At 70.0% G+C, this 22,179-nt stretch carries 25 protein-coding genes; 13 read left to right on the top strand and 12 right to left on the bottom strand.

Annotated features, from left to right (window positions below; translation table 11 throughout):
- Nucleotides 1-24 precede the first annotated feature (24 nt).
- A complete protein-coding gene (locus tag IEY91_RS31440) occupies nt 25-807 on the bottom strand; it encodes an MBL fold metallo-hydrolase (RefSeq protein ID WP_189176568.1) in 783 nt (260 codons plus the stop codon).
- Between the two features lie 96 nt (nt 808-903).
- Between IEY91_RS31440 and IEY91_RS31435 the strand changes: the two genes are divergently transcribed.
- Nucleotides 904-1,524, top strand: coding sequence for a TetR/AcrR family transcriptional regulator (locus tag IEY91_RS31435; RefSeq protein WP_189176567.1), 621 nt, complete (start codon nt 904-906; stop codon nt 1,522-1,524).
- A gap of 31 nt (nt 1,525-1,555) precedes the next feature.
- Here IEY91_RS31435 and IEY91_RS31430 read toward each other — a convergent pair whose 3' ends face one another.
- On the bottom strand, nt 1,556-2,815 hold the full coding sequence (locus tag IEY91_RS31430) for a M6 family metalloprotease domain-containing protein (RefSeq protein ID WP_229697337.1): 1,260 nt from the start codon (nt 2,813-2,815) through the stop codon (nt 1,556-1,558).
- 197 nt (nt 2,816-3,012) lie between these two features.
- Here IEY91_RS31430 and IEY91_RS31425 point away from each other — a divergent pair, with 197 nt between their 5' ends.
- Nucleotides 3,013-4,008: a LysR family transcriptional regulator gene (locus IEY91_RS31425; RefSeq protein WP_189176566.1), complete on the top strand. Its 996-nt coding sequence runs from the start codon at nt 3,013-3,015 to the stop codon at nt 4,006-4,008.
- Here IEY91_RS31425 and IEY91_RS31420 read toward each other — a convergent pair.
- Nucleotides 3,988-4,389: a DUF6463 family protein gene (locus IEY91_RS31420; protein ID WP_189176565.1), complete on the bottom strand. Its 402-nt coding sequence runs from the start codon at nt 4,387-4,389 to the stop codon at nt 3,988-3,990. The two genes, IEY91_RS31425 and IEY91_RS31420, sit on opposite strands and share 21 nt — an antisense overlap.
- Before the next feature lie 45 nt (nt 4,390-4,434).
- Entirely contained in the window at nt 4,435-5,025 is a 591-nt protein-coding gene (locus IEY91_RS31415) for a DUF2867 domain-containing protein (RefSeq protein WP_189176564.1), read from the bottom strand.
- Nucleotides 5,026-5,181: 156 nt separating this feature from the next.
- Here IEY91_RS31415 and IEY91_RS31410 point away from each other — a divergent pair, with 156 nt between their 5' ends.
- On the top strand, nt 5,182-5,763 hold the full coding sequence (locus IEY91_RS31410) for a TetR/AcrR family transcriptional regulator (RefSeq protein WP_164327484.1): 582 nt from the start codon (nt 5,182-5,184) through the stop codon (nt 5,761-5,763).
- 365 nt (nt 5,764-6,128) lie between these two features.
- On the opposite strand, the gene IEY91_RS31405 is transcribed toward IEY91_RS31410, so the two are convergent.
- A complete protein-coding gene (locus IEY91_RS31405) occupies nt 6,129-6,995 on the bottom strand; it encodes a GNAT family N-acetyltransferase (protein WP_189176563.1) in 867 nt (288 codons plus the stop codon).
- Between the two features lie 281 nt (nt 6,996-7,276).
- Here IEY91_RS31405 and IEY91_RS31400 point away from each other — a divergent pair, with 281 nt between their 5' ends.
- Nucleotides 7,277-7,441, top strand: a complete 165-nt coding sequence (locus IEY91_RS31400; protein WP_189176562.1) for a hypothetical protein — start codon at nt 7,277-7,279, stop codon at nt 7,439-7,441.
- Nucleotides 7,442-7,477: 36 nt separating this feature from the next.
- Here IEY91_RS31400 and IEY91_RS31395 read toward each other — a convergent pair whose 3' ends face one another.
- Nucleotides 7,478-7,921, bottom strand: coding sequence for a VOC family protein (locus IEY91_RS31395; protein ID WP_189176561.1), 444 nt, complete (start codon nt 7,919-7,921; stop codon nt 7,478-7,480).
- A 363-nt stretch (nt 7,922-8,284) separates the two neighbouring features.
- Here IEY91_RS31395 and IEY91_RS31390 point away from each other — a divergent pair, with 363 nt between their 5' ends.
- A complete protein-coding gene (locus IEY91_RS31390; protein ID WP_189176560.1) occupies nt 8,285-9,859 on the top strand; it encodes an MFS transporter in 1,575 nt (524 codons plus the stop codon).
- A 91-nt stretch (nt 9,860-9,950) separates the two neighbouring features.
- On the opposite strand, the gene IEY91_RS31385 is transcribed toward IEY91_RS31390, so the two are convergent.
- Together IEY91_RS31385 and IEY91_RS31380 are read right to left on the bottom strand one after the other, a co-directional pair.
- Nucleotides 9,951-10,628, bottom strand: a complete 678-nt coding sequence (locus tag IEY91_RS31385; RefSeq protein WP_189176559.1) for a response regulator transcription factor — start codon at nt 10,626-10,628, stop codon at nt 9,951-9,953.
- Complete coding sequence (locus IEY91_RS31380; protein WP_229697336.1) at nt 10,629-11,810, bottom strand: sensor histidine kinase; 1,182 nt, start codon at nt 11,808-11,810, stop codon at nt 10,629-10,631.
- 257 nt (nt 11,811-12,067) lie between these two features.
- Between IEY91_RS31380 and IEY91_RS31375 the strand changes: the two genes are divergently transcribed.
- The 4 genes from IEY91_RS31375 to cutA all read left to right on the top strand — a co-directional run bounded on the left by IEY91_RS31375 (nt 12,068) and on the right by cutA (nt 15,084).
- Complete coding sequence (locus IEY91_RS31375) at nt 12,068-12,376, top strand: hypothetical protein (protein ID WP_189176558.1); 309 nt, start codon at nt 12,068-12,070, stop codon at nt 12,374-12,376.
- Nucleotides 12,377-12,387: 11 nt separating this feature from the next.
- On the top strand, nt 12,388-13,884 hold the full coding sequence (locus tag IEY91_RS31370; protein WP_189176557.1) for an alpha/beta hydrolase: 1,497 nt from the start codon (nt 12,388-12,390) through the stop codon (nt 13,882-13,884).
- A 56-nt stretch (nt 13,885-13,940) separates the two neighbouring features.
- Nucleotides 13,941-14,594, top strand: a complete 654-nt coding sequence (locus IEY91_RS31365; RefSeq protein WP_189176620.1) for a hypothetical protein — start codon at nt 13,941-13,943, stop codon at nt 14,592-14,594.
- Nucleotides 14,595-14,757: 163 nt separating this feature from the next.
- The gene (cutA, locus tag IEY91_RS31360) at nt 14,758-15,084 is read left to right on the top strand and encodes a divalent-cation tolerance protein CutA (protein ID WP_189176556.1); all 327 of its coding nucleotides are present in this window, start codon (nt 14,758-14,760) and stop codon (nt 15,082-15,084) included.
- Nucleotides 15,085-15,235: 151 nt separating this feature from the next.
- Here cutA and IEY91_RS31355 read toward each other — a convergent pair whose 3' ends face one another.
- The 3 genes from IEY91_RS31355 to IEY91_RS31345 are packed head-to-tail and all read right to left on the bottom strand — an operon-like array spanning nt 15,236 to nt 16,838.
- On the bottom strand, nt 15,236-16,090 hold the full coding sequence (locus IEY91_RS31355) for a helix-turn-helix domain-containing protein (RefSeq protein WP_189176555.1): 855 nt from the start codon (nt 16,088-16,090) through the stop codon (nt 15,236-15,238).
- A gap of 6 nt (nt 16,091-16,096) precedes the next feature.
- Nucleotides 16,097-16,612 (bottom strand): DUF6879 family protein, encoded by a 516-nt coding sequence (locus tag IEY91_RS31350; protein WP_189176554.1) that lies wholly within the window; start codon nt 16,610-16,612, stop codon nt 16,097-16,099.
- On the bottom strand, nt 16,587-16,838 hold the full coding sequence (locus IEY91_RS31345) for a hypothetical protein (RefSeq protein WP_189176553.1): 252 nt from the start codon (nt 16,836-16,838) through the stop codon (nt 16,587-16,589). Before IEY91_RS31345 ends, IEY91_RS31350 begins: the two co-directional genes overlap by 26 nt.
- A 227-nt stretch (nt 16,839-17,065) precedes the next feature.
- Here IEY91_RS31345 and IEY91_RS31340 point away from each other — a divergent pair, with 227 nt between their 5' ends.
- From IEY91_RS31340 to IEY91_RS31330, 3 genes are read left to right on the top strand one after another with little or no spacing between them, the layout of a single operon-like run.
- On the top strand, nt 17,066-17,581 hold the full coding sequence (locus IEY91_RS31340; protein ID WP_229697335.1) for a hypothetical protein: 516 nt from the start codon (nt 17,066-17,068) through the stop codon (nt 17,579-17,581).
- Complete coding sequence (locus IEY91_RS31335) at nt 17,578-17,772, top strand: hypothetical protein (RefSeq protein ID WP_189176552.1); 195 nt, start codon at nt 17,578-17,580, stop codon at nt 17,770-17,772. Before IEY91_RS31340 ends, IEY91_RS31335 begins: the two co-directional genes overlap by 4 nt.
- Before the next feature lie 29 nt (nt 17,773-17,801).
- Nucleotides 17,802-18,239 (top strand): hypothetical protein, encoded by a 438-nt coding sequence (locus tag IEY91_RS31330; RefSeq protein ID WP_189176551.1) that lies wholly within the window; start codon nt 17,802-17,804, stop codon nt 18,237-18,239.
- 114 nt (nt 18,240-18,353) lie between these two features.
- Here IEY91_RS31330 and IEY91_RS31325 read toward each other — a convergent pair whose 3' ends face one another.
- The gene (locus IEY91_RS31325) at nt 18,354-18,677 is read right to left on the bottom strand and encodes a hypothetical protein (protein WP_189176550.1); all 324 of its coding nucleotides are present in this window, start codon (nt 18,675-18,677) and stop codon (nt 18,354-18,356) included.
- A gap of 315 nt (nt 18,678-18,992) precedes the next feature.
- On the opposite strand from IEY91_RS31325, the gene IEY91_RS31320 reads away from it, so the two are divergent.
- Entirely contained in the window at nt 18,993-21,953 is a 2,961-nt protein-coding gene (locus IEY91_RS31320; RefSeq protein ID WP_189176549.1) for an AfsR/SARP family transcriptional regulator, read from the top strand.
- The last annotated feature ends 226 nt before the right edge of the window (nt 21,954-22,179 follow it).

Genomic DNA, 22,179 nt, shown 5'->3' with positions numbered 1-22,179 from the left:
CCCACGAACGAGCCGGATTTCCGGTCATGTGGCCAGGTCCAGCCACTCCCCGACGGCCAGCACATGTGCGCGCCGTCCGGCGTGCGTGCGGAACTCCTTCTCCGGGTCGGAGACCTCGACGTAGCCCGGGATCTTGTCCGGCTGCTCCGTGTCGTAGTGCATCGGCACCGCGTAGCGGGCGTTGAGGATCTCCGCGGCCGCGGCGGACTGCCTCGGGTCCATCGCGGCGGGCAGCGGGCTCGGCGGCTGCAGGTGCGGCGCGTCGACCACCGCGCCGTTGGCGGGCAGGAACACCGCGTCGAACGGGCTGAAGCGGCGCGCGACGAGCCACCAGTAGCCGTGGAACATCGTGTCGCCGCCGTGGAAGACCCGCTGCCCGTCGGCCTGCACCACCCAGTTCAACTGCGGGTCGCCGAGGCCGTCGACGGCGGGGACCGCGGTGACGCGGAACGGCCCGACCTCGCGGGTGGACCAGGCGTCCACGACCTCGGCGGCCAGCCGGTGGAGGGCGATCTCGCGCTCGGCCGGCAGCGTCGTCACGTTGTCCACGTCGTCACCGTGACCGGGCGCCGGTCGCAGCACCGGGACCCCCGGCGTCAGCGCGTCCGCGAGCGCGGACGCGTCGGTGTGGTCCCGGTGCAGGTGGGTGACCAGTGCGGCGGTGGCCTTCCCGCTCGGCGCCACGAGCCCTTCGCCGGGCTTCCACCCCGTGAACAGCGGTGAGAGGTCTTGTACGTAGTCGATCACCAGCCGCTCGCCTCCCGCCTCGATCTCCAGTCCGGCCCAGCCCAGTCGTCGCACCCGCATCTCGCACTCCTTCGTCCCGGTGGTCGGTTGCCGCGGACGTTAGCGTACGGGCGTTCGCTAAATCAATAGCGAACGCCCGTACGCTATCCTCGTCGCATGTCACCACGACGCTCAGCGGCCGAAGCACAGGCCACCAGGGGCCGGATCCTCGGCCGTGCCGCCGAGATCGCCTCCGAGGAGGGCCTTGACGGCATCACCATCGGCCGGCTCGCCGAGGAGCTGGAGATGAGCAAGTCCGGGGTGCACAAGCACTTCGGCACCAAGGAGACGCTGCAGATCTCCACGCTGGACAAGGCGTTCGTGGACTTCTGGCACCGCGTGGTCGAGCCCGCGCTGGCCGAGCCGCCGGGTCTGCGGCGGCTGCGCGCGGTGTGCACCAACTCCGTGGGCTACCTGGAAGCGCCACTGCTGCCCGGCGGTTGCCTGATGACCGCGGCGCTCACCGAGTACGACGGCCGCCCCGGCCGGGTCCGCGACGCGGTGGCCGAGGTGTGGACGCGCTGGCGGGAACAACTGCGCGCGGACCTGAGCGCAGCGGTGGAGAACGGCGAGCTGCCCGCCCAATTCGACATCGACCAGGCGCTGTTCGAGATCGTCGCCGCCGGCCTCGCCCTGAACGCGGCCATGCAGCTCCAGCACGACCGGGCGGCCGCGGGCCGGGCCCGCCGCGCGATCGAACGCGCCTTGGACCAGTCCGGCCAGTCCGACCAGCCCTGACCGCACTGTTGGCCAGGTGGATCAACTGCGATTACGACTTCGTGACGCGGACCGTATCGCCGGAGCCGTCGGCACTCAGGACCTCGATCCTCACGCCCGCGGCGGCGTCGGTGAAGGACTCACCGGCCCGGTAGGGGGCGTCGTCCAGCGGGCGGCAGCCCTTGGCGGGGGTGACGGCGGGCTCGGCGTCCATGACCCGGATCGGGCCGTCACCGGTCTGGACGGACGAGTCGACCTTGTACACCAGCGCGCCGGTCGCGCAGAGGCCCGTGTCCGCCTGGACCTGCCGCCTCGACTCGACGACGTACGCGGTGGTGGGACCGGTGCGTACGACGGCCACCTTGGTTCCGCCGCCGTACTCGACGGCGGTGAGGCGCACCGTGTCGCTGCCCGCCGAGGCCCGGCAGCGCACCTGCTTGTCGGTGGTCCAGCCCAACTTCCAGGAGTGCCAGGCGAAGTACTGCGGTCCCGCGCCCCCGATCAGGCCCATCACGTCCCAGCCGCCGACGTGGCGGTGGGCGTCGGTGCCGTCGAAGCCGTAGAGGTCGGGCAGGCCGAAGGTGTGGGCGGTCTCGTGGGCCACCAGCTTCGGCCCCCAGTGCCACATGTCCTGACCGAACGTCACCGACCACTTGATCCGCCTGCCGTCGGCGACGACGCCCGCGGTGCCGGGTTCGTAGACGTACGTGGGCGTGAAGGAGATCGCGGGCGCGTTCTTCGTCGCCACGACGTACACCATGTCGTAACCGGAGAAATCCACGTCCCGGTCGGCCGCGGCCACGGCGTCCTTGATGTACGCCTCGTGCGTCTCGTGGGTGAGGCCGCGCTCGAAGCCGTAGTCCGTCGACTTGTGCGGCATCCGCACCCAGCGCCGGTGCTGCCTGATGTCCAGCCAGGTCTTGCCGTACGAGGCGTTCCACAGCCAGTCGGCGCCGGGTGTGATCTGCGCGGAACTGGTGGCGGGGGTCTCGGTGGCGGGCGCGTCGGGGAAGTCCACGAAGATCATGCCGACCTTCTTCGTCCCCTTGGGGCGCTGGAAGACGGTGCGGTCGGTGTTGTGGCCCTCGTCGGTCCAGCCGGTCGTGCCGCGCAGGGCGCATACCGACGCGGGGTCGGATGTGGCCGCGGAGTCCGTTGCCGTCGCGGGGTCCGCCGCCGTCGCGGCCGCGCGGGCGGGCGGGGTGCCGAGGAGCGTCAGGAGCAGGGTGGCGACAAGGGCGGCGAGGATCGCCCGGTGCGCCGGGGTCAGGGAAGGGGGCTGCCTCGTGGGCTGCATCTTGGACTGACTCATCTGCTGCCTCATGGCCTCATGAACCTCCGCACTTGTGGCGTGTGACATTTCACATAACTCTGAGGGAGGCCTGCCCCTGTCCGAAAGCTGTCGTCGATCCATAACATCCGCGCCATGGATGGATGAACGCGGCGGACTGTGGCTGCGGGCTGCGGGCTGCCGCACGGCGGCGGATCGGGAGCGGATCGGGAGATGCCATGGATCTGGAGATACGGCATCTGCGCGTGGTGTACGCGATCGCCGAGGCAGGCAGCCTCACCCGCGCCGCCGCCGGTCTCGGCATGACCCAGCCGGGGCTTAGTGCCCAACTACGGCGCATCGAGGCGATGTTGGGCGGGGCGCTCTTCGACCGCGGGAAGGCGGGGGCGGCGCCCACACCCTTCGGCGACCTGGTGGTCCAGCGCGCCCGCGCGATCCTCCCCGGCATCGACGCGCTCCTTGCCGACACCGCGCGAGCGGCCCGCCGCGCCACGGCCGCGGACCGCGTCCGGCTGGGCTCGGTGGGCGCCCCGCTTCTGGGCGGGCTCGTGCTGGCGGTCCGTCAGGCGCTCCCCGGCGCCGAGGTGACCTCACGCTGCCAGTACTCGCCCGCGCCGCTCCTGGACGACGTGGCCGCGGGCCGGCTGGAGGCGGCCGTCCTCGGCGACCACCCCGACCAGCGGCTGCCCCCGCGCGAGGGAGTGGTGCTCGCCCCACTGGTCACCGAGCCGGTCTTCGCGCTGCTGCCCGCCGGGCACCCCCTCGCGGCGCGGGAGGAGGTGAGCCTGGCCCAACTCGCCGACGAGGATTGGGCCTTGCCCCGCCCCGACCACGACCGCACCGGCGAATACTGGTCATCGGTCGCGGCCCTGACGGACCGTCGGCCCCACACTCCGTACGAGGCCGAGGGCAGGCAGCTGGTCGAGCTGATCCGGGCGGGACTGGCCGTCAGCCTCTGTCAGGCCACGTACATCGAAGTCCCCGGCACCGCGGTCCGCCCGCTGACCGGAAACCCCCTGTGGTACCGGCACGTTCTTGCCTGGCACCGCGACGGACCGCTCGCCTCGCACGGCGAGGCGATCCTGCGCGATGTCGGCACCGGCTATCTGGCGACCTGCGCTGAGAGTCCCGCGTACGCCCGGTGGCGCACCCGCCACCCGCACGCGGCCCAGCCTTCCGGCGCCTGCCCGGAGTCAGCGGCCGATCTCGGCTGACTTCTCGCGGTGGTTGGCGCGGCGGGCGCCGACCAGCAGCAGGACGCTCGCGAGCAGCATGATCGGCCAGGGCGTGAACAGCAGGACCGCGGCGCCGACCACGGTCCAGATCGCCAGCGTCCACGCGATGAACGGCGGCGGCACGATGCCCCGGCGGTCCAGCCACAGCACCGTAAGGCCGACCATGGTCAGTGGGATGCCGAAGCTCGCCAGACTCAGCCAGTACGCGCTGCTGTCGTCGCTCATGCTGCCGAGGTCGTCCCCCCACAACTCCCCGCTGAACCACGCGCCTGCGTGGCGTGCGGCGCCCTCCATCGTCAGGGCGAGGAGCGTGTGCGCGGCTCCGAAGAACACGATGAGCCGACCTGCCCACTTGATCATCCGAATTCCCCCTTCGTTCTTCGTCATGAGTCCGTCATGAGTCCGTCATGAGTACATGTGCCGGTTCCGCCATGCGCGTTCCCATTTGCGGGTCAGCGCCGGGTAGACGACGAGGTACCGGACCGGCTTGATCGCGGCCATGTAGAGCCGTCCGAACGGGCCGTTGGGCTTGACCAGGGCCGCCATCCGCAGTTCGTACTCGCCGTCGTCCTTCGCCACCCAGCCCAGGTGGCAGATGTCGTGGGCGGTCTTGTTGGCCAGCTCGATGGCGCACTCGTCGCGCAGCTCGTACACCATCGTGAACGGGGTGTTCGGCACCGGATCGCCGGCCGCGTCCTGGCGCAGGTCGTCGGGCAGCCGGTCGCACAGCGTCCCGACCCGGCCCGCGAGGCCCTGCCTCGGCTTGTCCCAGCCGAACAGTGCACCGAGCCGCCAGCGCACGGCGAACAGGAACCGGACCACCGGCGGATTCACGTTGAGCCCGCCTGCGGCGCGCAGCGCGGCGAGCATGGCGGGGAAGTCGTCAGGACCGGCGCCGGGAGTGCGGTAGGACCACACGTCCTCGAGCCGGAAGTCGGACGCGATCTCGTGGATCCGCCACGGGCGGGCGGTGTGCTCGATCTCAGGGAGCCTCATCGACATCACAGCCTCCCCTGGCCCGGGCAGTGGAGGGTGCCGAAACGGAATGACATGACACTGTCCCCTCTAGCATTATACGCTTCCGTACAACCTGAAGATAGAACGGTTATACGTACCCGTACAACCGGACGGCGAAGTGAGGTCGGTCACCCGATGGGTGCGTTGCGTACACCGCGTGAGAAGTGGGTCGAGGCAGGGCTGCGGGCACTGGCCGAGGGAGGTGTGGAGGCGGTACGGGTCGAGGCGCTGGCGAAGGCGCTCGGCGTGACCAAGGGGGGGTTCTACGGGTACTTCGCCGACCGTGGCGCGCTGCTGACCGAGATGCTGGACGCCTGGGAGCGCGAGAGCATCGACGACGTCCTCGAACGGCTCGAGCAGGAGGGCAGCGACGCGCGGGACCTCGACGAGCTGGCCCGGCAGTTCACCCTCTCCCTGGACCACCTGATCCCCATCGACCTGGCCGTCCGCGACTGGGCCCGCCGCGACGAGGCCGTCGCCGAACGCCTGCGGCGCGTGGACAACCGGCGCATGCAGTTGCTGCGCGACGCGATCGGCACGTTCTGCTCCGACCCCGACGAGGTCGAGGCCCGCAGCCTGCTCGCCATCTGCGCGGCCATCGGCAGCCACTTCCTCGCGGCCGACCATCCGGGTCGCACTCGTGCCGAGGTCATTGCCCATGCGGGGGCCATTCTCAGGCGGCCGCCCGGCGACAACAGCTCCAGCTCCGACCGGTGAGCGGCCTCGGGCTTGGGCCTCGCTCCTTTGCTCGCGCCACGAGAGTTCTCGCGTCACGCGAATCGGCGACGGCAGTCGGCGGGCGGGATTTGAAGGGTCCGGGAGGAAGGATTAGCGCCGAGCCCCACGCCTCTCCGGTCAGCCAAGTGGCGATCTGCGCCTGCCTGCCGGGCATCCGCAGATGGGTCTGCGGCAGTGCGGCTGAGACCGCCCGCAACGGACTGCCCCCACACCGCCACGGCAACACCGAGGTGCTGCTACGCGCCGCATGAGTGCGCGGCTACGCCACGGGACGCCGCAAAAGGGCGTTCGGCTCCAGCCAGGGCCAGCGACGCGGCCTGTCCGATACCGCCACCTGATCATTTTCAGGCGGTTCGGCTGACGTCCAGCCGTTCGGACGACGGCTCGTATCCAGCCGCCCTGTAGGTGGCGACGGCGGCGGCGTTCGAGCTCGGGGTGCTGACGAGTGCGCTTGATGCACCCAGTTCACGCAGCGCCGCCGCAGCGGCGACGCTGATCGCCGTCCCGTAGCCGCGTCCGCGATGGTCGGCGTGCACGCCCACCGGCTCCAGCAAGCCGGGCTTGCCGGGCCCGGCCGACCAGACCGTCGCCGCGGCCACCGCGTTGTCCTGGTCGTCGTAGCCGATCAGGCAGCGGGCGTCGGCGTAGACCGGCCCTGCCGCGAGGACGTGCCAGACCTCCTCGGTGAACCTCGGGCTGCCGAACGCCGAGCGGTGCACTGCGGTCCGCAGCCCCGCCGTCTCCGGACCGGCTACCTCGATCCGCAGGCCGGAGTCCTTCACCGGCTCGGAGAGGTCGTGGCGCAGCGGCGTCCACGGCTCGTCCAGATTCCAGCCCGCCTCCAAGAGGACCTCGCGGAGCAGGGCGCCGTTGGGGATTTCGAGGCCGACCTTCCCGGGCGGCAGGACCCCGCGCTCCGGATCGTTGAGGTCCGCCAGCAGCCGGCGCGCCAGATTACCGTCCTGTCGCAGGTCCGGCGCGGTCGTCAGACGCAGCACATCAGGGCCGTCCAGGTAGCCGACGGCAATGATCCGTCCGTCCACGCTCCAGGTGCGGACGGCCGCGGCCAGCCTCACCGCGCCCAGCGCCCAGGCCCAGCCGAGGTCTCCCGGATGGAGTTGCAGCGGCGTGCTGTCGTCCTGCCATACGCAGAGGGCGTCCACGGCCCCGGTCAGCCCGTCGACGCCGGGCTCGTTCAGAACGATCTTCATGTCCCGCATCTCACACCATCGCGGCGACGGGCCGCACCTAGTTTTGCTCAGCCAGCTCCGGCCGGGGGGGCCGTAAGAACGGTGAAGGTCACTGGGTTCGACGAAGCAGACGTCCTGGTGCAACTCGTAGATACGGCAACTCGTAGATACGGAAGGGGAGAAGGCCGAGATCGGTCGGATTCCCCGACACGAGGCGTCGATGCGTCGGATGGAGCATCCATCCGAGCTGTATGAGGTCGGCCAGGAGATCAACACATTCGGGTCCCGGACCTGACGTGGAGGTGACTGACGAGCCGGTCGAGACCCCCGATCAGCTTGTCGAGGAGGGCGAACTGATCACGGTGAAGGTCACCGACGTCGATCTCCAGCGTCACCGGGTGCGGCTGGGCGCCGCCGGCGGAGCGGGCAGAACCATCAGGTCAGCACACCACCCTGGATCCAACTAGCGTGTCTCGGCACAGTTGGTGGGCACCGAACGCCGGTCAGTTGATGTCGAACTCGTTCCCTTCGGGGTCCTTCATTCCGACCGCGTAGTGGTCGATTCCTTCCTCGTGCATGACTACGGTGATGGTGGCGCCCAACCCCACCAGGCGGTCGGCTTCGGCGTCCACTCGCTTCTTCCGCGTCTCGATCGGGTCTGTCCGGTCGCCGCTGGCGTGGATGTCGATGTGCAGCCGGTTCTTCACGGCCTTCGCGTCCGGGACCGCATGGAACCAGATGGCCGGCCCACCGCCCTGCGGGTCGCTGATCCGGTCCGCGCCGCCGGTCAACGCTTCTTCGGGCAGCCCCAGGTCACGGTAGTAGTCGTCCCATGTGGCGAACCCGGATGGGGGCGGCGCGAGTTCATAGCCCAGTGCGGCAGCCCAGAAGTGGGCCTGTCGGTCGGCATCGGCACAGTCGATCACCAGCTGGTAGCGAACGGACATCGGGATTCCTTTCTCAGCCACACAACTCGACCCGTCATCCTGCCAGTTACGAGACCAGAGCCGCGACCCTGGAGAGCTGAGCCTGGACACGTTGGTTGGAACCGGTGGAGCTCGATGAGCTGGTGGTTTCAGCTCACTGGAGGGCATGAAATCCACTCAGTCGCAACCGTCCAGAAGTCATGAAATTCTTCAACTCGCAAATCCGCCAAGGGCACAAAATTCTTCAGTCCGCAAATCTGACAGAGGGCATGAAGTCCGTTCAGCAGCAACAGTATTGACGAGAAACTCTGAGCTTGACGGCGTTGTGGAGTTTACTTATGGTCCAGTCGTTCAAGTTCCCCGCCGATCGACCCGAAGGTGTTCATGACCGCGCCTCCAACATTGCCGAAGTCCAGGCAGCAGTTGATTCTTGCCGTTCTTATGCTGTGCTCGCTGCTGATTTGGATAGAAAATACCGTCCTGAGTACTGCGCTGGAGACCCTTGCGGACCCGGTCCGTGGACTGGGGGCCAATCCCGGTCAGCTGCAATGGGCGACCGGTGCGTACACTCTGGCCTTCGCCACTTTGATGTTCACTGCAGGCGCGTTGGGCGATCGGTTCGGTCACCGGACTGTGTTTTCCAGTGGGTTGGTGATCTTCGCCGGGTCCTCGCTGTGGGCAGCGTACGTAAACGATGTGGGCCAGCTGATTGCAGCTCGAGCGGTGATGGGGGTGGGCAGCGCGCTGATCACGCCCGCCATGATGGCCATCCTTATGTGGACCTTTACCGGCCCTGCGCGGGCTGCCGCGATCGGCATTTTCTCGACGTCGGCCGGTGTCGGAATGGCTGCCGGTCCGGTGCTGGCCGGGTTCCTTCTCGAGCATTTCTGGTGGGGCTCGGTCTTTCTGATCAATGTCCCGGTCGCGGCATTGACGTTGGTCGGGCTCGCCGTGCTGGTTCCGAACTTCCGCAGTCCCACCGTGCGGCCACTGGACCCCGCTGGAATGTTGCTGTCGATCAGTGGGCTCGTGGCGTTGGCCTACGGGCTGATCCGGGCGGGGCAGGTGGCTGTGTGGAGTCGTACCGACGTCTGGGCGCCGATCGTTGTCGGTCTGGTTCTGCTGGCCGTTTTCGTACTCGTCGAACTGCGCGTCAAGGTGCCCAGCTTTGATCCGCGGCTGCTCGCGCAACGTGCATTCGGTGGCGGCAATGTGGCGCTCGGGTTGCTGCTCTTCGGCGTGGCCGCCATCACCTTCTACAACGCTTTCTACCTGCAAGGCGCGCTCGGGTTTTCGCCGATGAAGGCGGGTCTGGCCAATATCCCGACCGCATTCGGCGCGCTCGTGGGGGCGCCCCTTGCCTCGCGCCTGGTTCGCCGCCTGTCGCTGCGCCTTGTCGCCGTGCCGGCGCTGACCGTGGCTGCGTTGACGATCGGCGGGTACGGATTCCTCGGACTCCAGACACCACTCGTCTGGATCGAGATCCTGTTGTTGATACAGGGTCTCTCGATCGGCATGGTGATCGGCCCCGTTACGGCCGCATTGCTCAGCAACTTGCCGTTGGAACAGGCCGGTGCGGGATCGGCCGTCACCAACACCGTGCGACAAACCGGCAGTGTCATCGGAATCGCAGTAGGCGGCACGATCATGTCGATCATGTACCGACGTACGATCGAACCTTCGCTGGAGGGTGCGCCCGGTCCGGTGCGGGATCAGGCGCGAGTCTCCGCCGAACAGGCCCGCCACGCCGCCACCGCCATCCACCGGCCCACTCTCGCTGAGGCTGCCGACAATGCGTTTGTCCATGCCATGCACGTCGGCGCGGGCTGGATCGCGGTCATCACACTCCTCGGAGCAGTTGTGCTGGTGATTACCTTGCCTGCTGCCGAAAAGAAGAAGGGTCCGATGCTGGAGCCGGACTACGAAGTCGATGACGTGCGGCGGTGCGGCTCCGCGTGACGTGAGTGGCCGTGACGAGGACGGGCGGCGAGATCAGGCCGCTCGGGGCCTGGTTCCACGCGGCCTGAACAGCGGCCCTGTGGGCCTCAGTTCACTGTTCCGCGTCGCGGACCAGGAGTGCGATCTGTACCCGGTTGTGGACCGCGAGCTTGGCGAAGAGGCTGCTCGTGTGGGCCTTGACGGTGGCGACGCTGATGTGGAGCTGCTGGGCGATGTCCGGGTTGTCAAGGCCGTCCGCGATGGCCCGGGCCGTGTCGAGTTCTCGTTCGGTCAGTGCGGACAGCCGCTCGCGTGCGGCTTCGCGGGTTGTGTTGCGGGCGTGCGGGGAATGCGGTGCGGTGGCCGCGGCGATCACCCGGGTGGCGGCCGCGGCGGACAGTACGGGGTTGCCTTCCGCCACGGTCCGCACCGCGTCGAGGATCTGCGACGGCCGGGTGTCCTTGAGGACGAACCCGAGCGCTCCGGCCTGCAGTGCGCCGAGCACCAGGTCGTCGGAGTCGAAAGTGGTCAGCATGAGCACCCGTGGCGGCACCGGTCGGGTGAGGAGTTCGCGGGTCGCGCTGAGACCGTCGCGGCCGGGCATCCGTACGTCCATCAGGACGACGTCCGGCCGGTGCTCGTCCACCACGGTGATCGCGGCGTCCCCGTCGGCCGCCTCCGCGATGACCGTCAGGTCCGGTTCGCCGTCGATGACGAGCCGCAGTGCCATCCGCACCAGTTGGTCGTCGTCGACGATGACGACACGCACCGGATCCTGCTGTCTGTCCACTCAGGTTCCCCTTTCGCCCTGGCCGCTCGGCCAGGGTAGTCGTGCGGTGAGGACGTATCCGTTGTCGGGCGTGGGGTGGTGGTGGAGTCGTCCGCCGGCAAGCGTGACGCGTTCGGTGAGGCCGAGCAGGCCGAATCTCGAAGAGGGCGGCCGCGTGGTGCGTGCGGTGGCCCGGGAATTACGGACGTCGACCTGCAGGACGTCACCGGCCGTTCCTTCGAGGGTGATGTCGACGCGTGCGCCCGGGGCGTGCTTGGCGGCGTTGGTGAGTCCCTCCTGCACGACCCGGTAGCAGGTGCGGCCGACGACGTCGGAGGGCTGTCCCGCCAGGGTGGTCGTGAGCGTGACGTCGAGGCCGGACGTGCGGGCGTCGGCCACCAGTTGGGGGATGCGGTCGAGGGAGGGCTGCGGTGGTTCCGGGCCGCCCTGATCGGCTCGGAGCACACCGAGGACGTCTCTCAGTTCTTCCAGCGCCTGGTGGGAACCGTCGGCGATGCCGCGGACCAGCACGCGGCTCTCTTCGGCCTTCAGGTCGCCGCGGTGGTCGAGGACTCCGGCCTGCATGGCGACCAGCGAGATCCGGTGCGCGAGCACGTCGTGCATCTCACGGGCGATCCGGTTGCGTTCAAAGGCCCGTTCCCGCGCCGCGAGTGCGGTCCATTCGCGCTCCGCGCTCAACGCCCGTTCCCACAAGGACCGTACTTCCGCGCGGCGCGCGCCCATGGCCGTACCCACGGCCACGGCGATGCCCGCCGTCAGTGCCGGGAACGTGAGCTGGAGCCACCACGAAGGGTCCGGGCTCTCAACCGGGTACAGCGCGACGCTGAACTGCGACCCCGTCACGTACGCGACGACGACCACACCGATCTCCACCGGACGGCGACGGGCGGAGATCGAAACCAGCGCCAGAAGTGCCGCGCCGGTGCTGGCCGCCGAAGCGGACGAAGCGATCGCGACCGTCATGGCGACGGCGAGCGGGAATCTCCGCCGCCACAGCAGCACCGTCAGACAGCCGAGGGCCACCAGCGGATCACCGATGAGGAACCAGGACCCCGGCCCGTCCCCCTGCACGCGCAGCAGCACACCGGTGGACAGCCAGGCCACTGCGCCGACCGCCGCGGCCGCCGCAAGGCGCCAGGTCTGCTGCCACCCACCGAGACGCGGCATGACGTCCGTATTCACCCGGTCATTATCCCGACGCCGTGGAGCCGGTGAGTCAGACCAGCGGCCGATGCGCCTTCGACCAGAGTCGAATGCCGTAACGACCCTGGGCGCAGACGGTCGCGTAACCGCGTCGCCCCTGGTCGAAGAAGGATTCGAGACGCCAGGCCGACGTGCCGAGGGAGTCGACGGGGCAGAGTTTTTCACGTGCCGGGACCGCCCGAACGAGCCGGGACCGCCCCAACGAGAGGAAGCCGTACACGTGAAGGAGGATGGCGATGAACAGGCGCGGTTACGTCGCTCTTGAGGCGACCGGACTGGTGATCGCCGCCCTGTCCGCCCCAGCAGTGATCCATGGCGTGCTCCGCCCCGACACAGAGGTGCTCGGGGGCGTCCTCGACTGGGCCCCCGGCGGTCGCGCCGGACGGCTGGCTCTCCTCGGATTCCTCGCGCTCGTCTCCCTTACGCTCGGCGGCTGGGCGCACACACGACCGGAACAGCCCGCGGACCAGGCCGGTGTCACTGGGGAAACCCTCGGCCGACCGGCCACCCCGCCCGAGCCTGCCGACACCTCGTGCGCCCCTTAGGAGGGCATCGCATGTACAGGAAAGCCCTGTACCTCGCCCTCGTGGGCACCGCGGTCGCCGCCACCACGGTCGCCGCTGTCGCGACTCCCGGGACACCGGGGGCGACCACGGACACGATGACGACCGCGAGCACGGTGACGGCCACGCCTCGATCCCTCGAATGGGGCCCGTGCCCGAAGGAGGCCGCGTCCCCCCGTCTCGCGTGCACGACGCTCGACGTACCGCTGGACTACCGCGATCCCGACGGCCACCAGATCGAGATCGCCGTCTCCCGGATGGCTAGCAAGGACCCCGCCAAGCGCCGCGGTGTGCTCTTCACCAACCCGGGCGGCCCCGGCGGCGCGGGACTCGGCTACCCGGCGGCCCTCGCCCGTGCGGGGCTGCCGAAGGACGTCGTCGACTCCTACGACGTGATCGGCTTCGACCCGCGGGGCGTCGGCCGCAGCACACCGGTCACCTGCGACCTGACACCGGAGCAGCAACAACGCGGCAACTTCCCGCCGTACGCGCACACCGCGGCCGACGTCGCCCGGGAGGCGGAGAACGCGCGGGCCGTCGCCCGGCAGTGCGCCACCTCGCGGACCGGGTGGATGCTGCCGCACACCACCACCGCGAACACCGCGCGCGACATGGACCGGATCCGCGCGGCGCTGGGCGAGCCGCGGGCCTCCTACTTCGGCACGTCCTACGGCAGCTACCTCGGCGCGGTGTACGCCGCGATGTTCCCCGGGCGCGGCGACCGGATCCTGCTCGACAGCAACCTTGGTCCCGGCGGCTACGACATCGAGGCCTTCCGCCGGCTCGGTCGCGGAATGGAGGACCGGTTCCCGGACTTCGCCGAGTTCGCCGCCGCGCGCCCCCGGTACGGTCTGGGCGCCACTCCGGAGCAGGTGACCGCCAAGTTCCACGAACTCGCCAGGCGTCTCGACGCCGAGCCGGTCGGCGGCATGAACGGGACGCTGTTTCGCGGGATGACCTTCGACCGTCTCTACGTCGAGGGCCTGATGCCCACACTGGCCGAATCCTGGCAGGCACTCGACAAGGGCAAGCCGGTGCCGCCCCCGTCGGCCTCGGAGAACCTCCTTGCCAGCCGTCTCCTCGTGGTCTGCGGTGACTCGCGTTGGCCCACGAAGGTCGGGGCGTACCAGCGCAGTGCCGCGATCGACCGGGTGAAGTACCCGTTGGTGGGCGGGTCCACGGGATCCATCGGACCGTGCGCGCTCTGGCCCCACGAGCGTCCCGAGCCGCCGGTGCGCATCGATGACCAGGGCCCGTCGAACGTACTGATGGTGCAGAACGAACGCGACCCGGGGACGCCCCGGGTCGGGGCTGAGGAGCTGCGGCAGGCCTTCGGCAGGCGGGCCAAGTTGGTGACCGCCGACCAGGGCGGGCACGGCGTCTACCCGTTCGGCGGCAACACGTGCGCCAACGACGCGGCGACCGCGTTCCTGACCACCGGACAGCGCCCGGCAAAGGACCTCGCCTGCGCGGCCGAGCCGACCAAGTAGGGGAGCGAAGTCATGCGAGTAAGGGGAGCGCAGTCATGACCAACGGGAGTGCAGGCATGATCAAGGAGTGGCGCCACCGTCGGGCCGTGCGGCGGGTCACGCCCGGGGACGGGCGGGAGTTGAAGCGTTTCCGCTGGTGGCAGCTGCCTTTCCGGGCGCTGTTCTATCTGCGGGTGGTGGATGACGGCGGTCGGCCCACGGTGTACGCGGTCGACGTCAGGCACTGGCAGAACCAGTCGTCCGGCAACGTCAAGGCCCACCTGTATCTGGACGGGAAGCTGCACGCCGAGTCCAAACTCCCCGCCGTCTTCCCTGTCCAGGGCGGCACCGTCGAAGTGAAGATGAGCACCTTCGGCCTCAAGCGCTGCCACTACGTCACCGCCGAGGGGGCCGAGCTTCAACTCGTCCCGGACCCTCACTCCGCCGAAGGGCGCCGCGCGCGCCTCGACAGCGAACACCCCGCGCTGAGCCGCGGGATCGGTCTCCTCTCGCTGTGCGTGCTGGTCACCGCCCTGGCGATCCTGGTCCCGCAAATCGCCGAACAACTCACCAGGCCCGAGGCCATCTCCCAGTACACCGGAACCCTCACCGCGCCCGTGGACCTGCCGGTGTGGGGCAACATCTTGGCCGGCATCGCCAGCTTGGCGGCCAGCACGGAACGGGCACTGCGGCTGCGTTTCCATCGGCTGCTCGATGGGGCTGCCGGGTGAACGGCTGCTTCGCACAGGAGGTTGCCCACGGCGCAGCCCTCTCGGGAGTGATCGGAGTGGGCTCCGGCCTCTTTGCACGGCTCGCCCGCTGAAACACGCGCCTCCTTCACCTCCGGGTGGAGGGGGCTCTTCGTTGTGCCCGCGCACGGCTACCCTCACCGCCATGACTGACTTCGTGCAGGTATCGACTGCGACCGAATCCCGAGAGCAGGCCGTTGAGTTGGCTCGCACCGCCGTGCGCGACCGGCTCGCCGCGGGCGCCCAAGTCATCGGCCCTGTCACCTCCGTGTTCTGGCACAACGGGGAGTTCGGCACGGGAGAGGAATGGCAGTTGCTCCTCAAGACCACCACCGACCGATACCCGCAGTTGGAGAAGCACCTCGTCGACCACCACCCGTGGACGAACCCCGAGGTCTGCGCCACGCCGATCACATCCGGCGCCGAACGCTGCCTGCAGTGGATCCGGTCGGCCACGACCCCCACCGACTAATCGCGGGCGCGCTCCAGGGCCTCGGCGACTGCGGGCAACGCCCGGTACCTCAAGGCCGACAACTCCGTCAGGACCAGCCGCCTCGAGCACGGGCACCACTCGCAGTGGCCGACGCAGCTCTACCCAGCACCGGCCAGTCGTCGTGCCGGGGTCACTTCAGTGAATCAATGGCCTTCACGATGAGCGCTCTCGCATGCGCTCCGTGTACGGCAAGCTCCGTGAGCCGGGCGAACGCCCGGAGGTAGACGTCGAGTTCCCCCGGTGCCGTGACGGTCACTTTGGCCGCGAGCAGTTCGACGTGGATGCGCGCGTCGTCGAAGACTGTGAACTGTTCGAACGGCCATATGACGCCTTCCCGCGCGGCCGCGGCCGGGATGATGCCCAGCGACATGGAGGGGAGGGACATCACAGCGAGGAGGTTGCCGAGCTGGCCGGCCATGACGTCCTGGCTGCCGACTCGATGGTGCAGGACGTTCTCCTCTATCAGCGTCGCGAAGCGATGGTCGCCTTCGTGGATGACCCGGGCTCGCCGCATGCGGACCTCGACCGCCTCGCGCACGTCGTCCGGCGTGCCTCGGAAGCCCGCGATCGTGCCCATGAGCGCCGTCGCATAGCCGGGCGTCTGGAGGTAGCCGGGCATGACGTGGGAGGCGTACACGCGAAACAGGCGGGTGCGCTCGTAAAGCTTGGTCGAGGTCTCCGCCAGTTGTTTCATGCCCGTGCGCTGGAGCCGTTTCCAGTGGACGTACATGGAGTCCGCCTGGCGGTTGGCTGCGATCAGGTCGGCCGCCTGGCCGTCGGCGCCGCACGCCGTGCACCAGGCGCGGATGTCTCCGTCGGAGGGAGCGGTGACGGCGTTCTCGATTCGCGAGGACTTGGCGACGGACCAGCCACACAGGCTCGCTAGTTCCTTGCCGGTGATGCCCGCGTCCAGCCGCAGCTCCCGTAGACGTGCTGCGAGAGCTGTGCGCGCTTCCTGCACGCTGGAAGTGGGAAACGTGGACATGGCCTGCTACTCGACCTCGTACTGGTCGTGTGGGACAGCCCGCTCCCAGATTCGTTCGAAGGCGGCCGCGTGCTGGTCGACCACGGCCGGACTGTCGCACAGCTCCTTGCTGACCCACTCGCCGTCACCGGAGAAATGGTGCACTCGCATCAACCGCCCATCGAAGATCCACAGGTCGCTGCCCGGCAGGAGCAAGTCCCAAGCCCGTTGCCGGGGCAGCCAGCGCACCTGCTCGCCGGCCTCCAGGTTGGCGCGTGTCTGGTAGTGCTCCCAGCGGATGTAGTCGGTGACCGGCTCGGACACGATCCTGGCGCGACGGATGACGACGCCGCGCGCGACGGCGTCTGCGATGTCCTGGTGAAAAGGACGCCACCACGAGGCCCGGTCGACCCAGTCGACGCGGTGGCCGTCCCGCCAGGCTTCGAAGCGGGGGTTGCTGTAGTAGGCGTCCCGCATCTCCAAGTGGACGGCCGACTTCCTGGCGTTGGCGAGGAGTTCAGCGAACTCCGGGATCGAGCTCATCGCACGCCTTCCTGATGATCGGGATCATCCGCTTCGGGATCCTGACGACGGTTTCGCCGGGTGGGATCGGTGCCCGGGCCGGGGACAGCGCGTCGCATGCCACGGTCGTCTCGTCGTCTGCCTGATAGCTCTGGATCAGCAGGTCTTGCGCTGTCGTGTCTACCCAGACTGTGGGGCATCCGTCCTCGTCCGTCTCGCGGTCGATCCCGACGAAGTGAATGGTCATGGTGGCTGGCCTCCCGCGCTGGTCGATTGCAGTGATTTACACCAGCGTCATGCTCGTGGGTCGCGTGGTCAAGGGCGCACGCGGTCATGACCAGGTGCCTGCAACTGCCTTGTAATTCGGTGCAACTTCGTAGCCGGACCGGTGAAGGGGTTCCTAGGGTCGGGAGACACGACACCCCGGCGACCGTGTGGCCGGCCCCGGGGCATGGCCGAATACGAGGAGTCCACATGGCCGAGATCAAGGGCACCCGGCCGAGCCCAGGAAGCAGCGCACGGGAGCAGACGCCCGATCGTGGTGCCATCGCTGACTGGTTCGCCAGGGCGCACCCCGTGCCGCGGCAGGCCATGTCGGAGTGGGCCAACCACGGGATCGCGCTGCTGCCGCTCGGCGAGCGCTTCGACGCCATCCGCGTCCCCGGCCGGCTCGTCCACGCCGCAGTGGGCACCACCCGGGCGGAAGTGGTGGAACAGGCCCTGGCCGACTGGCTGCACGGCCCCGTCATCTGCGACACCCGCACGGGCAGCGGCTGCTACTACGCACTCGTGGCACCGGACGCCGCGTGGGAGGGGCCCGGGGACCGGCTCAGGACCGGCACGTACCTAGCCGTGCCGCGCATCGGCAAGCAGGTCTCGCCCGTCACGTACTGGGCAGTACCACCGCAGCGACGCGGGCAGTTGTGCGACCCCGCGCACCTGCACGCACTGCTCGCGACCGCCGAGACCCTCAAGGCGATCGACCCGTGAACGGCACGTCCGATCTCGACGACCAGGTGACGAAGCTCTACGCGGCCTATACCGAGCACCTGCGTCGCTGCCCCGGAAGCCACGTCAGGGCGGACTGCCTCGAAGGCATGCGCCTGCGCAAGGCCTGGACAGCGGCGCAGTGGGCGTCCCTGAAAGCGGCCCGGCGCGCAGACGAAGAGCCGTCACAGTGAGCGGGCGCAACGTCCCTGAACTCCTCCGCGTGTTCGCTGTCCCTGCTGGTGCCGAGCTCACGCCGCAGCAGCGCAGCGGCAACGTGTGCATCTGGTGCCCGAAGGAGCTTCTCGCCGGCAAGGGCGTCGCCCTCGGCGGCACCGACACCTGGTATCCCCACGCCTGCCCGTCCTGCTACGACATCCAGGGCCGCGCCCTGGTCACGTCCCTGGACTGGAACGACCACACGGTGGACTGCGCGAACTGCCACACCACACCATGCGACACCGCCCAGACCCTCCGCCACGCCCACGAAGACGCGCGGCAACGAGCCAGGCTCCGGCCGATCTTCTGCCTGGACTGCGGCAAGGCCATGGGCGCCGAGGCCGTCCGGCCCTACGTGTGGATCGGCTCCGCCAGCATGGTCCTCAGCTACGTCCACGCCATTCCGTGCCCGCCGTCGGCGGGAGCCGATGGGGATAATTGAATATCGTTCTGCCAGCAGCTGCGTGAAGCCGCATAAGAGTCGGAGGTCAGGCTGCGCCGCTTCAGAGACGAGCCGGACTACCTCCCCGTAACGCGCAGGGCGTGTGGACCGACATCAGTCGCCGATGGCTCGATCCGCACCAGGCACCCCAGCGGCCCCGGGCGCCGCCTCGCTCTCCATCGCCTCGAACCGGCGCTTCAAGTCCTCGTACCAGCGCGCGGCGTTACTGCCGTCCAATTGCCCGGCGAAGGCCGCTCGCGCGGCGTCGACGAGGTCGAGTGAGACCTCCGGGTAGGCCTTGGCGATCGCCCACAGCGCTGCGTCTGTGGACTCGTCGAGCCCGGTGCAGGTCCGGACGCCCTGCCCGGTCAGCACATCGCCCAGCACGGCGACGAAGGTCTTCTTCAGCTGCTCGTCAGTCGGCCGACCATGGCGCATGGATCCACCCCTCCGCAGTGAAAACGATCATCTGGCCTCTCCGACGCCCGGCACCGGCCCGGCAGTTCCTGCCCCGAGTCACCCCGCCGGGGGCAAGCCCGGCCGACGGGCCTGTCCGGCGTCCGGGGCGCCTGTTCCCACGGACGCTCCCCGCCGGGCCCGGTGCGCCAGGTCGCCCAGCCCGCGAAGCGGCTCCGGTTCGGCCGCCAAGTTCGGCTTCACGGGGTGCCCCGGTGCCGCGAAGGGCAGATTCCTGCGGGGACGTGCTCCCTCTCGAAAGGGACGGAGGGGATTGTCGTCGTGGATTTACGCCGCATGGAGTTCAGGGCTCTGGGGCACGTCGAAGCCGTCGGCGCCGACGGGGCGGTCCCGCTCGGTGGGCCCAAGCCGCGCACGATCCTGGCGTGCCTCCTCCTGAGCGCGAACACGCCCGTCCCCACGGACCGGCTCTGCGAAATGCTGTGGGCCGGGAACCCACCGGCCTCCGCCCGCGCGAACGTACGCAGTTACGCGGCTCGGCTGCGCCGGGCGCTCAACGCCGCCTCGGACGGCGACCGGCTCAGCCCCGGGCATCAGGGGTACCTCCTGCGGGTGCAGCAGGGGGAGTTGGACCTGCGGCTCTTCGATGAGCTCGTGGCACGGGGGCGGGCGGCCCTGGCCGACGGTGATCATCGATCGGCGGCCGAACAGTTGCGTACCGCACTGGACTTGTGGCGCGGCGCCGCCTTCGACGGCCTGGCGCAGCACGACGCACTGCACATCGAGGCGTCGCGGCTTGAGGAGTCCAGGATGTCCGCCTTCGAGGACTACGCGGCGGCCCGTCTCGCTCTCGGCGAGCACGACGCGCTGGTTCCGGCGCTGCGTGCGTGGACGGCGGGGCATCCGTTGCGCGAGCGGCTGTGGGTGCTGTTGATGACCGCTCAGTATCGCTGCGGGCGGCCGGGGGACGCGCTGCGCTCCTATGCCCGTGCCCGCCGCGTGCTCCGCGACGAACTCGGGCTCGACCCCGGGGCCGAGCTGCGGCAGGTGCACCAGGACGTGCTCGCTCGCGGTCTCCCCCTGGGCGGCGGATCGTCACCGGCTCGGCCAGGGCGCTCTGTCGGGGTGTGGCCGGTCTGTCAACTGCCTGCCGGGATACCGGACTTCGTCGGGCGTGAGCGGCTGCTCGCGCGCGCCTCCGAGCTGTTGTCGCCGTCGTACGTCGATGGCTCACCGGTGCCGGTGCCGACCGTGATCCTTACCGGTCTGCCGGGCGTGGGCAAGACCGCCGCGGCCACCCAGCTCGCCCACCGGCTCCGCGGCACGTTCCCCGACGGGCAGCTCTACGTCCAGCCCGGCGGCGTTCGCGGGGCGCGCCGTCCGCCGACCGTCGTCCTCGCGGATCTGCTGCTCAGCATCGGCGTACCGGGATCGGCGATCCCCAGCACCGAGTCCCAGCGGGCCGCGCTGTTCCGGTCGAAGCTCGCGGACCGCCGCGTCCTTGTGGTCCTGGACGACGTCCGGGACACGTCCCAGGTCCGGCCCCTGCTCCCCGGGGACGGCGGCTGCGGGGTGCTCATCACCAGTCGCGCGCGGCTCACCGCGCTGCCCGGCGCGCACCTGCTCGACGTGGAACCGCTGGACGCCGCCGACGGGCACACCCTGCTGGACCGCATCGCCGGCGCGCGGCGCTTCACGACCGACCCCCAGGCGACTTCGCGCCTCCTCGCAGGCTGCGCGGGCCTCCCCCTGGCCCTCAGGGTCGCCGGCGCCCGGCTCGCCGGGCATCCGCACCGGCCCGTGAGCTGGCTCGCCGACCGGCTGGCCGACGAGCGGCGCCGCCTGGGTGAGCTGCGCGCAGGCGACCTGGCCGTACGCGCCTGTGTCGCCACCGCGTACCACGGGCTCGCCCCGGAGGCCGCCCGGATGTTCCGCGCCCTCGGGCTGCTGCCGACCGGCGAAGTCCCGTACTGGGCACCGGCTGCTCTGCTGTCCGGCGATGCCGGGCGCAGCGAACCCGAAGACCGCATGAACCCCGTCGAGCACGTGGAACCCGACGAGTGCGTCGAGCCCGACGACCGCGTGGACGACATCCTCGACACCCTCGTCCACGCCAACCTCATCCGGGCCGACCGCATCGACCCGGCGGGCCGGCCGCGGTACCGCATGCACGACCTGCTGCGCGCGTACGCCGCGGAGCGCGCCGCCGAGGAGGAGTCCCCCGAGCGGCGGCGGGAGATGGTCGCACGTGTCCTGGACGGCTGGCTGCGCCGGGTCCGGGGCGCGGCGGGGAAGCTGGTCGACGCGGGGGCGGACGCGCAGATCGACTGGCTGGAGTACGAACGCAGCGGCCTCGTGGCCACCGTGGAGTTCGCCGCGCGCTCCGGGCACGGCGAGCGCGCGAGTGAACTCGCCGCCGCCTTGGACGACGTGTGCCATCTGCGCAACTGGTGGGACGATTGGGAACGGATGGCGCAGGCGGTGCTGGAGCGGGCGTCGGTCGACGGTGATCGCAGGCGCATCGCCATGGCGCAGGGCTCGTTGGCCCGCGCCGGTGCCGGGCGTGGCCGGGCGGCGGAGGCGATGCGCTGGTTCGCGTCCGCCATCGAGCAGGCGGACGCGCTCGGGGAGTGCCGTCTGGCCGCGTACCTCCGTGTCTATTGCAGCTTTGCCGTCGCGGACCGGGGCATGGCCGAACAGGCCCGCGCCGATGCCGCCGCGGCCGTGTCCGCGCTGGCCACGCTGGGTGATCTGCGCGGCTCGGTCCTCGCGCTGCGCAGTCTGGGCTCGGCGCTCATCTGCGGGCGGCGCGAGGCGGAGGCGGAGCAGGTGCTGAAGCGGGCGCTCGAGGCCGCGGAGCGGCTTGGGCAGCCGTTGGCACTGGCTGATGTCCTGCAGGCGCTGGCCGTCGCCGAGACCGCGCTCGGCCGGTACCGGTCGGCGGCCCGACACCTTGACCGAGCGCTGCCGTACTACCGCGGGGTGCGGCACCGTCCCGGCGAGGCGTACGCGCTCATCACCGTCGGGCGGCTGCGGCTCGCCGAGGATCCGGGGAACCCGGAGGGGGCCGCCGCGGCGCTCGGGCCGCTGACGCAGGCCGCCGAGGTGTTCGCCGAGCTCGGTGAGGACCGCGGTGAGGCGCTCACGGCGTTCATGCGGGGGCGTGCGTACGCCGCGCTCGGCGACGGGGAGCGTGCGCGGGGCCAGTTCGTGGCGTCTCTGGCCGCGTTTCGTGCGCTGCGGATGCCGCGCTGGGAGAAGCGCGCTCTGCGCGAACTGGACGACGACGGCTGCTGAGCCCTCCGGGCAGCGACGGTCGAGCGAGCGGGGCCTCGGCCTCTGGGCCGACCGGCATCTCAACGGTCGGGCGGCCTCAGTCGCTGAGCGGATCAGGACCGCAGCGGTCGTGCGGGGCTTCAGAAGTCGGGTCGCCCGCGGGGATCTCGCCCCCGGGCGACCCGACGTCTCATCTGGCCGTGCACGCGCCCGCGTCGTACGCGAGCCCGAACGAGGACGAGGCGCG

This window comes from Streptomyces lasiicapitis (genome assembly GCF_014646335.1).
In the GTDB taxonomy this organism is placed as follows: Bacteria; Actinomycetota; Actinomycetes; order Streptomycetales; family Streptomycetaceae; genus Streptomyces; species Streptomyces lasiicapitis.
The sequence above is the reverse complement of the archived record's forward strand: the minus strand, read 5'-3'. Positions and strand labels throughout refer to the sequence as shown.

Bases quoted from the DNA above. Each gene is read 5' to 3' on its own strand.
- IEY91_RS31370 (WP_189176557.1), top strand. From the start codon at position 12,388: ATGTACAGGAAAGCCCTGTACCTCGCCCTCGTGGGCACCGCGGTCGCC.
- IEY91_RS31345 (WP_189176553.1), bottom strand. From the start codon at position 16,838: ATGACCATTCACTTCGTCGGGATCGACCGCGAGACGGACGAGGACGGA.
- IEY91_RS31435 (WP_189176567.1), top strand. From the start codon at position 904: ATGTCACCACGACGCTCAGCGGCCGAAGCACAGGCCACCAGGGGCCGG.
- IEY91_RS31390 (WP_189176560.1), top strand. From the start codon at position 8,285: ATGACCGCGCCTCCAACATTGCCGAAGTCCAGGCAGCAGTTGATTCTT.
- IEY91_RS31375 (WP_189176558.1), top strand. From the start codon at position 12,068: ATGAACAGGCGCGGTTACGTCGCTCTTGAGGCGACCGGACTGGTGATC.
- IEY91_RS31395 (WP_189176561.1), bottom strand. From the start codon at position 7,921: ATGTCCGTTCGCTACCAGCTGGTGATCGACTGTGCCGATGCCGACCGA.
- IEY91_RS31410 (WP_164327484.1), top strand. From the start codon at position 5,182: ATGGGTGCGTTGCGTACACCGCGTGAGAAGTGGGTCGAGGCAGGGCTG.
- IEY91_RS31365 (WP_189176620.1), top strand. From the start codon at position 13,941: ATGATCAAGGAGTGGCGCCACCGTCGGGCCGTGCGGCGGGTCACGCCC.
- IEY91_RS31350 (WP_189176554.1), bottom strand. From the start codon at position 16,612: ATGAGCTCGATCCCGGAGTTCGCTGAACTCCTCGCCAACGCCAGGAAG.
- IEY91_RS31325 (WP_189176550.1), bottom strand. From the start codon at position 18,677: ATGCGCCATGGTCGGCCGACTGACGAGCAGCTGAAGAAGACCTTCGTC.
- IEY91_RS31420 (WP_189176565.1), bottom strand. From the start codon at position 4,389: ATGATCAAGTGGGCAGGTCGGCTCATCGTGTTCTTCGGAGCCGCGCAC.
- IEY91_RS31430 (WP_229697337.1), bottom strand. From the start codon at position 2,815: ATGAGTCAGTCCAAGATGCAGCCCACGAGGCAGCCCCCTTCCCTGACC.
- IEY91_RS31320 (WP_189176549.1), top strand. From the start codon at position 18,993: ATGGAGTTCAGGGCTCTGGGGCACGTCGAAGCCGTCGGCGCCGACGGG.
- IEY91_RS31340 (WP_229697335.1), top strand. From the start codon at position 17,066: ATGGCCGAGATCAAGGGCACCCGGCCGAGCCCAGGAAGCAGCGCACGG.
- cutA (WP_189176556.1), top strand. From the start codon at position 14,758: ATGACTGACTTCGTGCAGGTATCGACTGCGACCGAATCCCGAGAGCAG.
- IEY91_RS31425 (WP_189176566.1), top strand. From the start codon at position 3,013: ATGGATCTGGAGATACGGCATCTGCGCGTGGTGTACGCGATCGCCGAG.
- IEY91_RS31415 (WP_189176564.1), bottom strand. From the start codon at position 5,025: ATGAGGCTCCCTGAGATCGAGCACACCGCCCGCCCGTGGCGGATCCAC.
- IEY91_RS31440 (WP_189176568.1), bottom strand. From the start codon at position 807: ATGCGGGTGCGACGACTGGGCTGGGCCGGACTGGAGATCGAGGCGGGA.
- IEY91_RS31355 (WP_189176555.1), bottom strand. From the start codon at position 16,090: ATGTCCACGTTTCCCACTTCCAGCGTGCAGGAAGCGCGCACAGCTCTC.
- IEY91_RS31405 (WP_189176563.1), bottom strand. From the start codon at position 6,995: ATGAAGATCGTTCTGAACGAGCCCGGCGTCGACGGGCTGACCGGGGCC.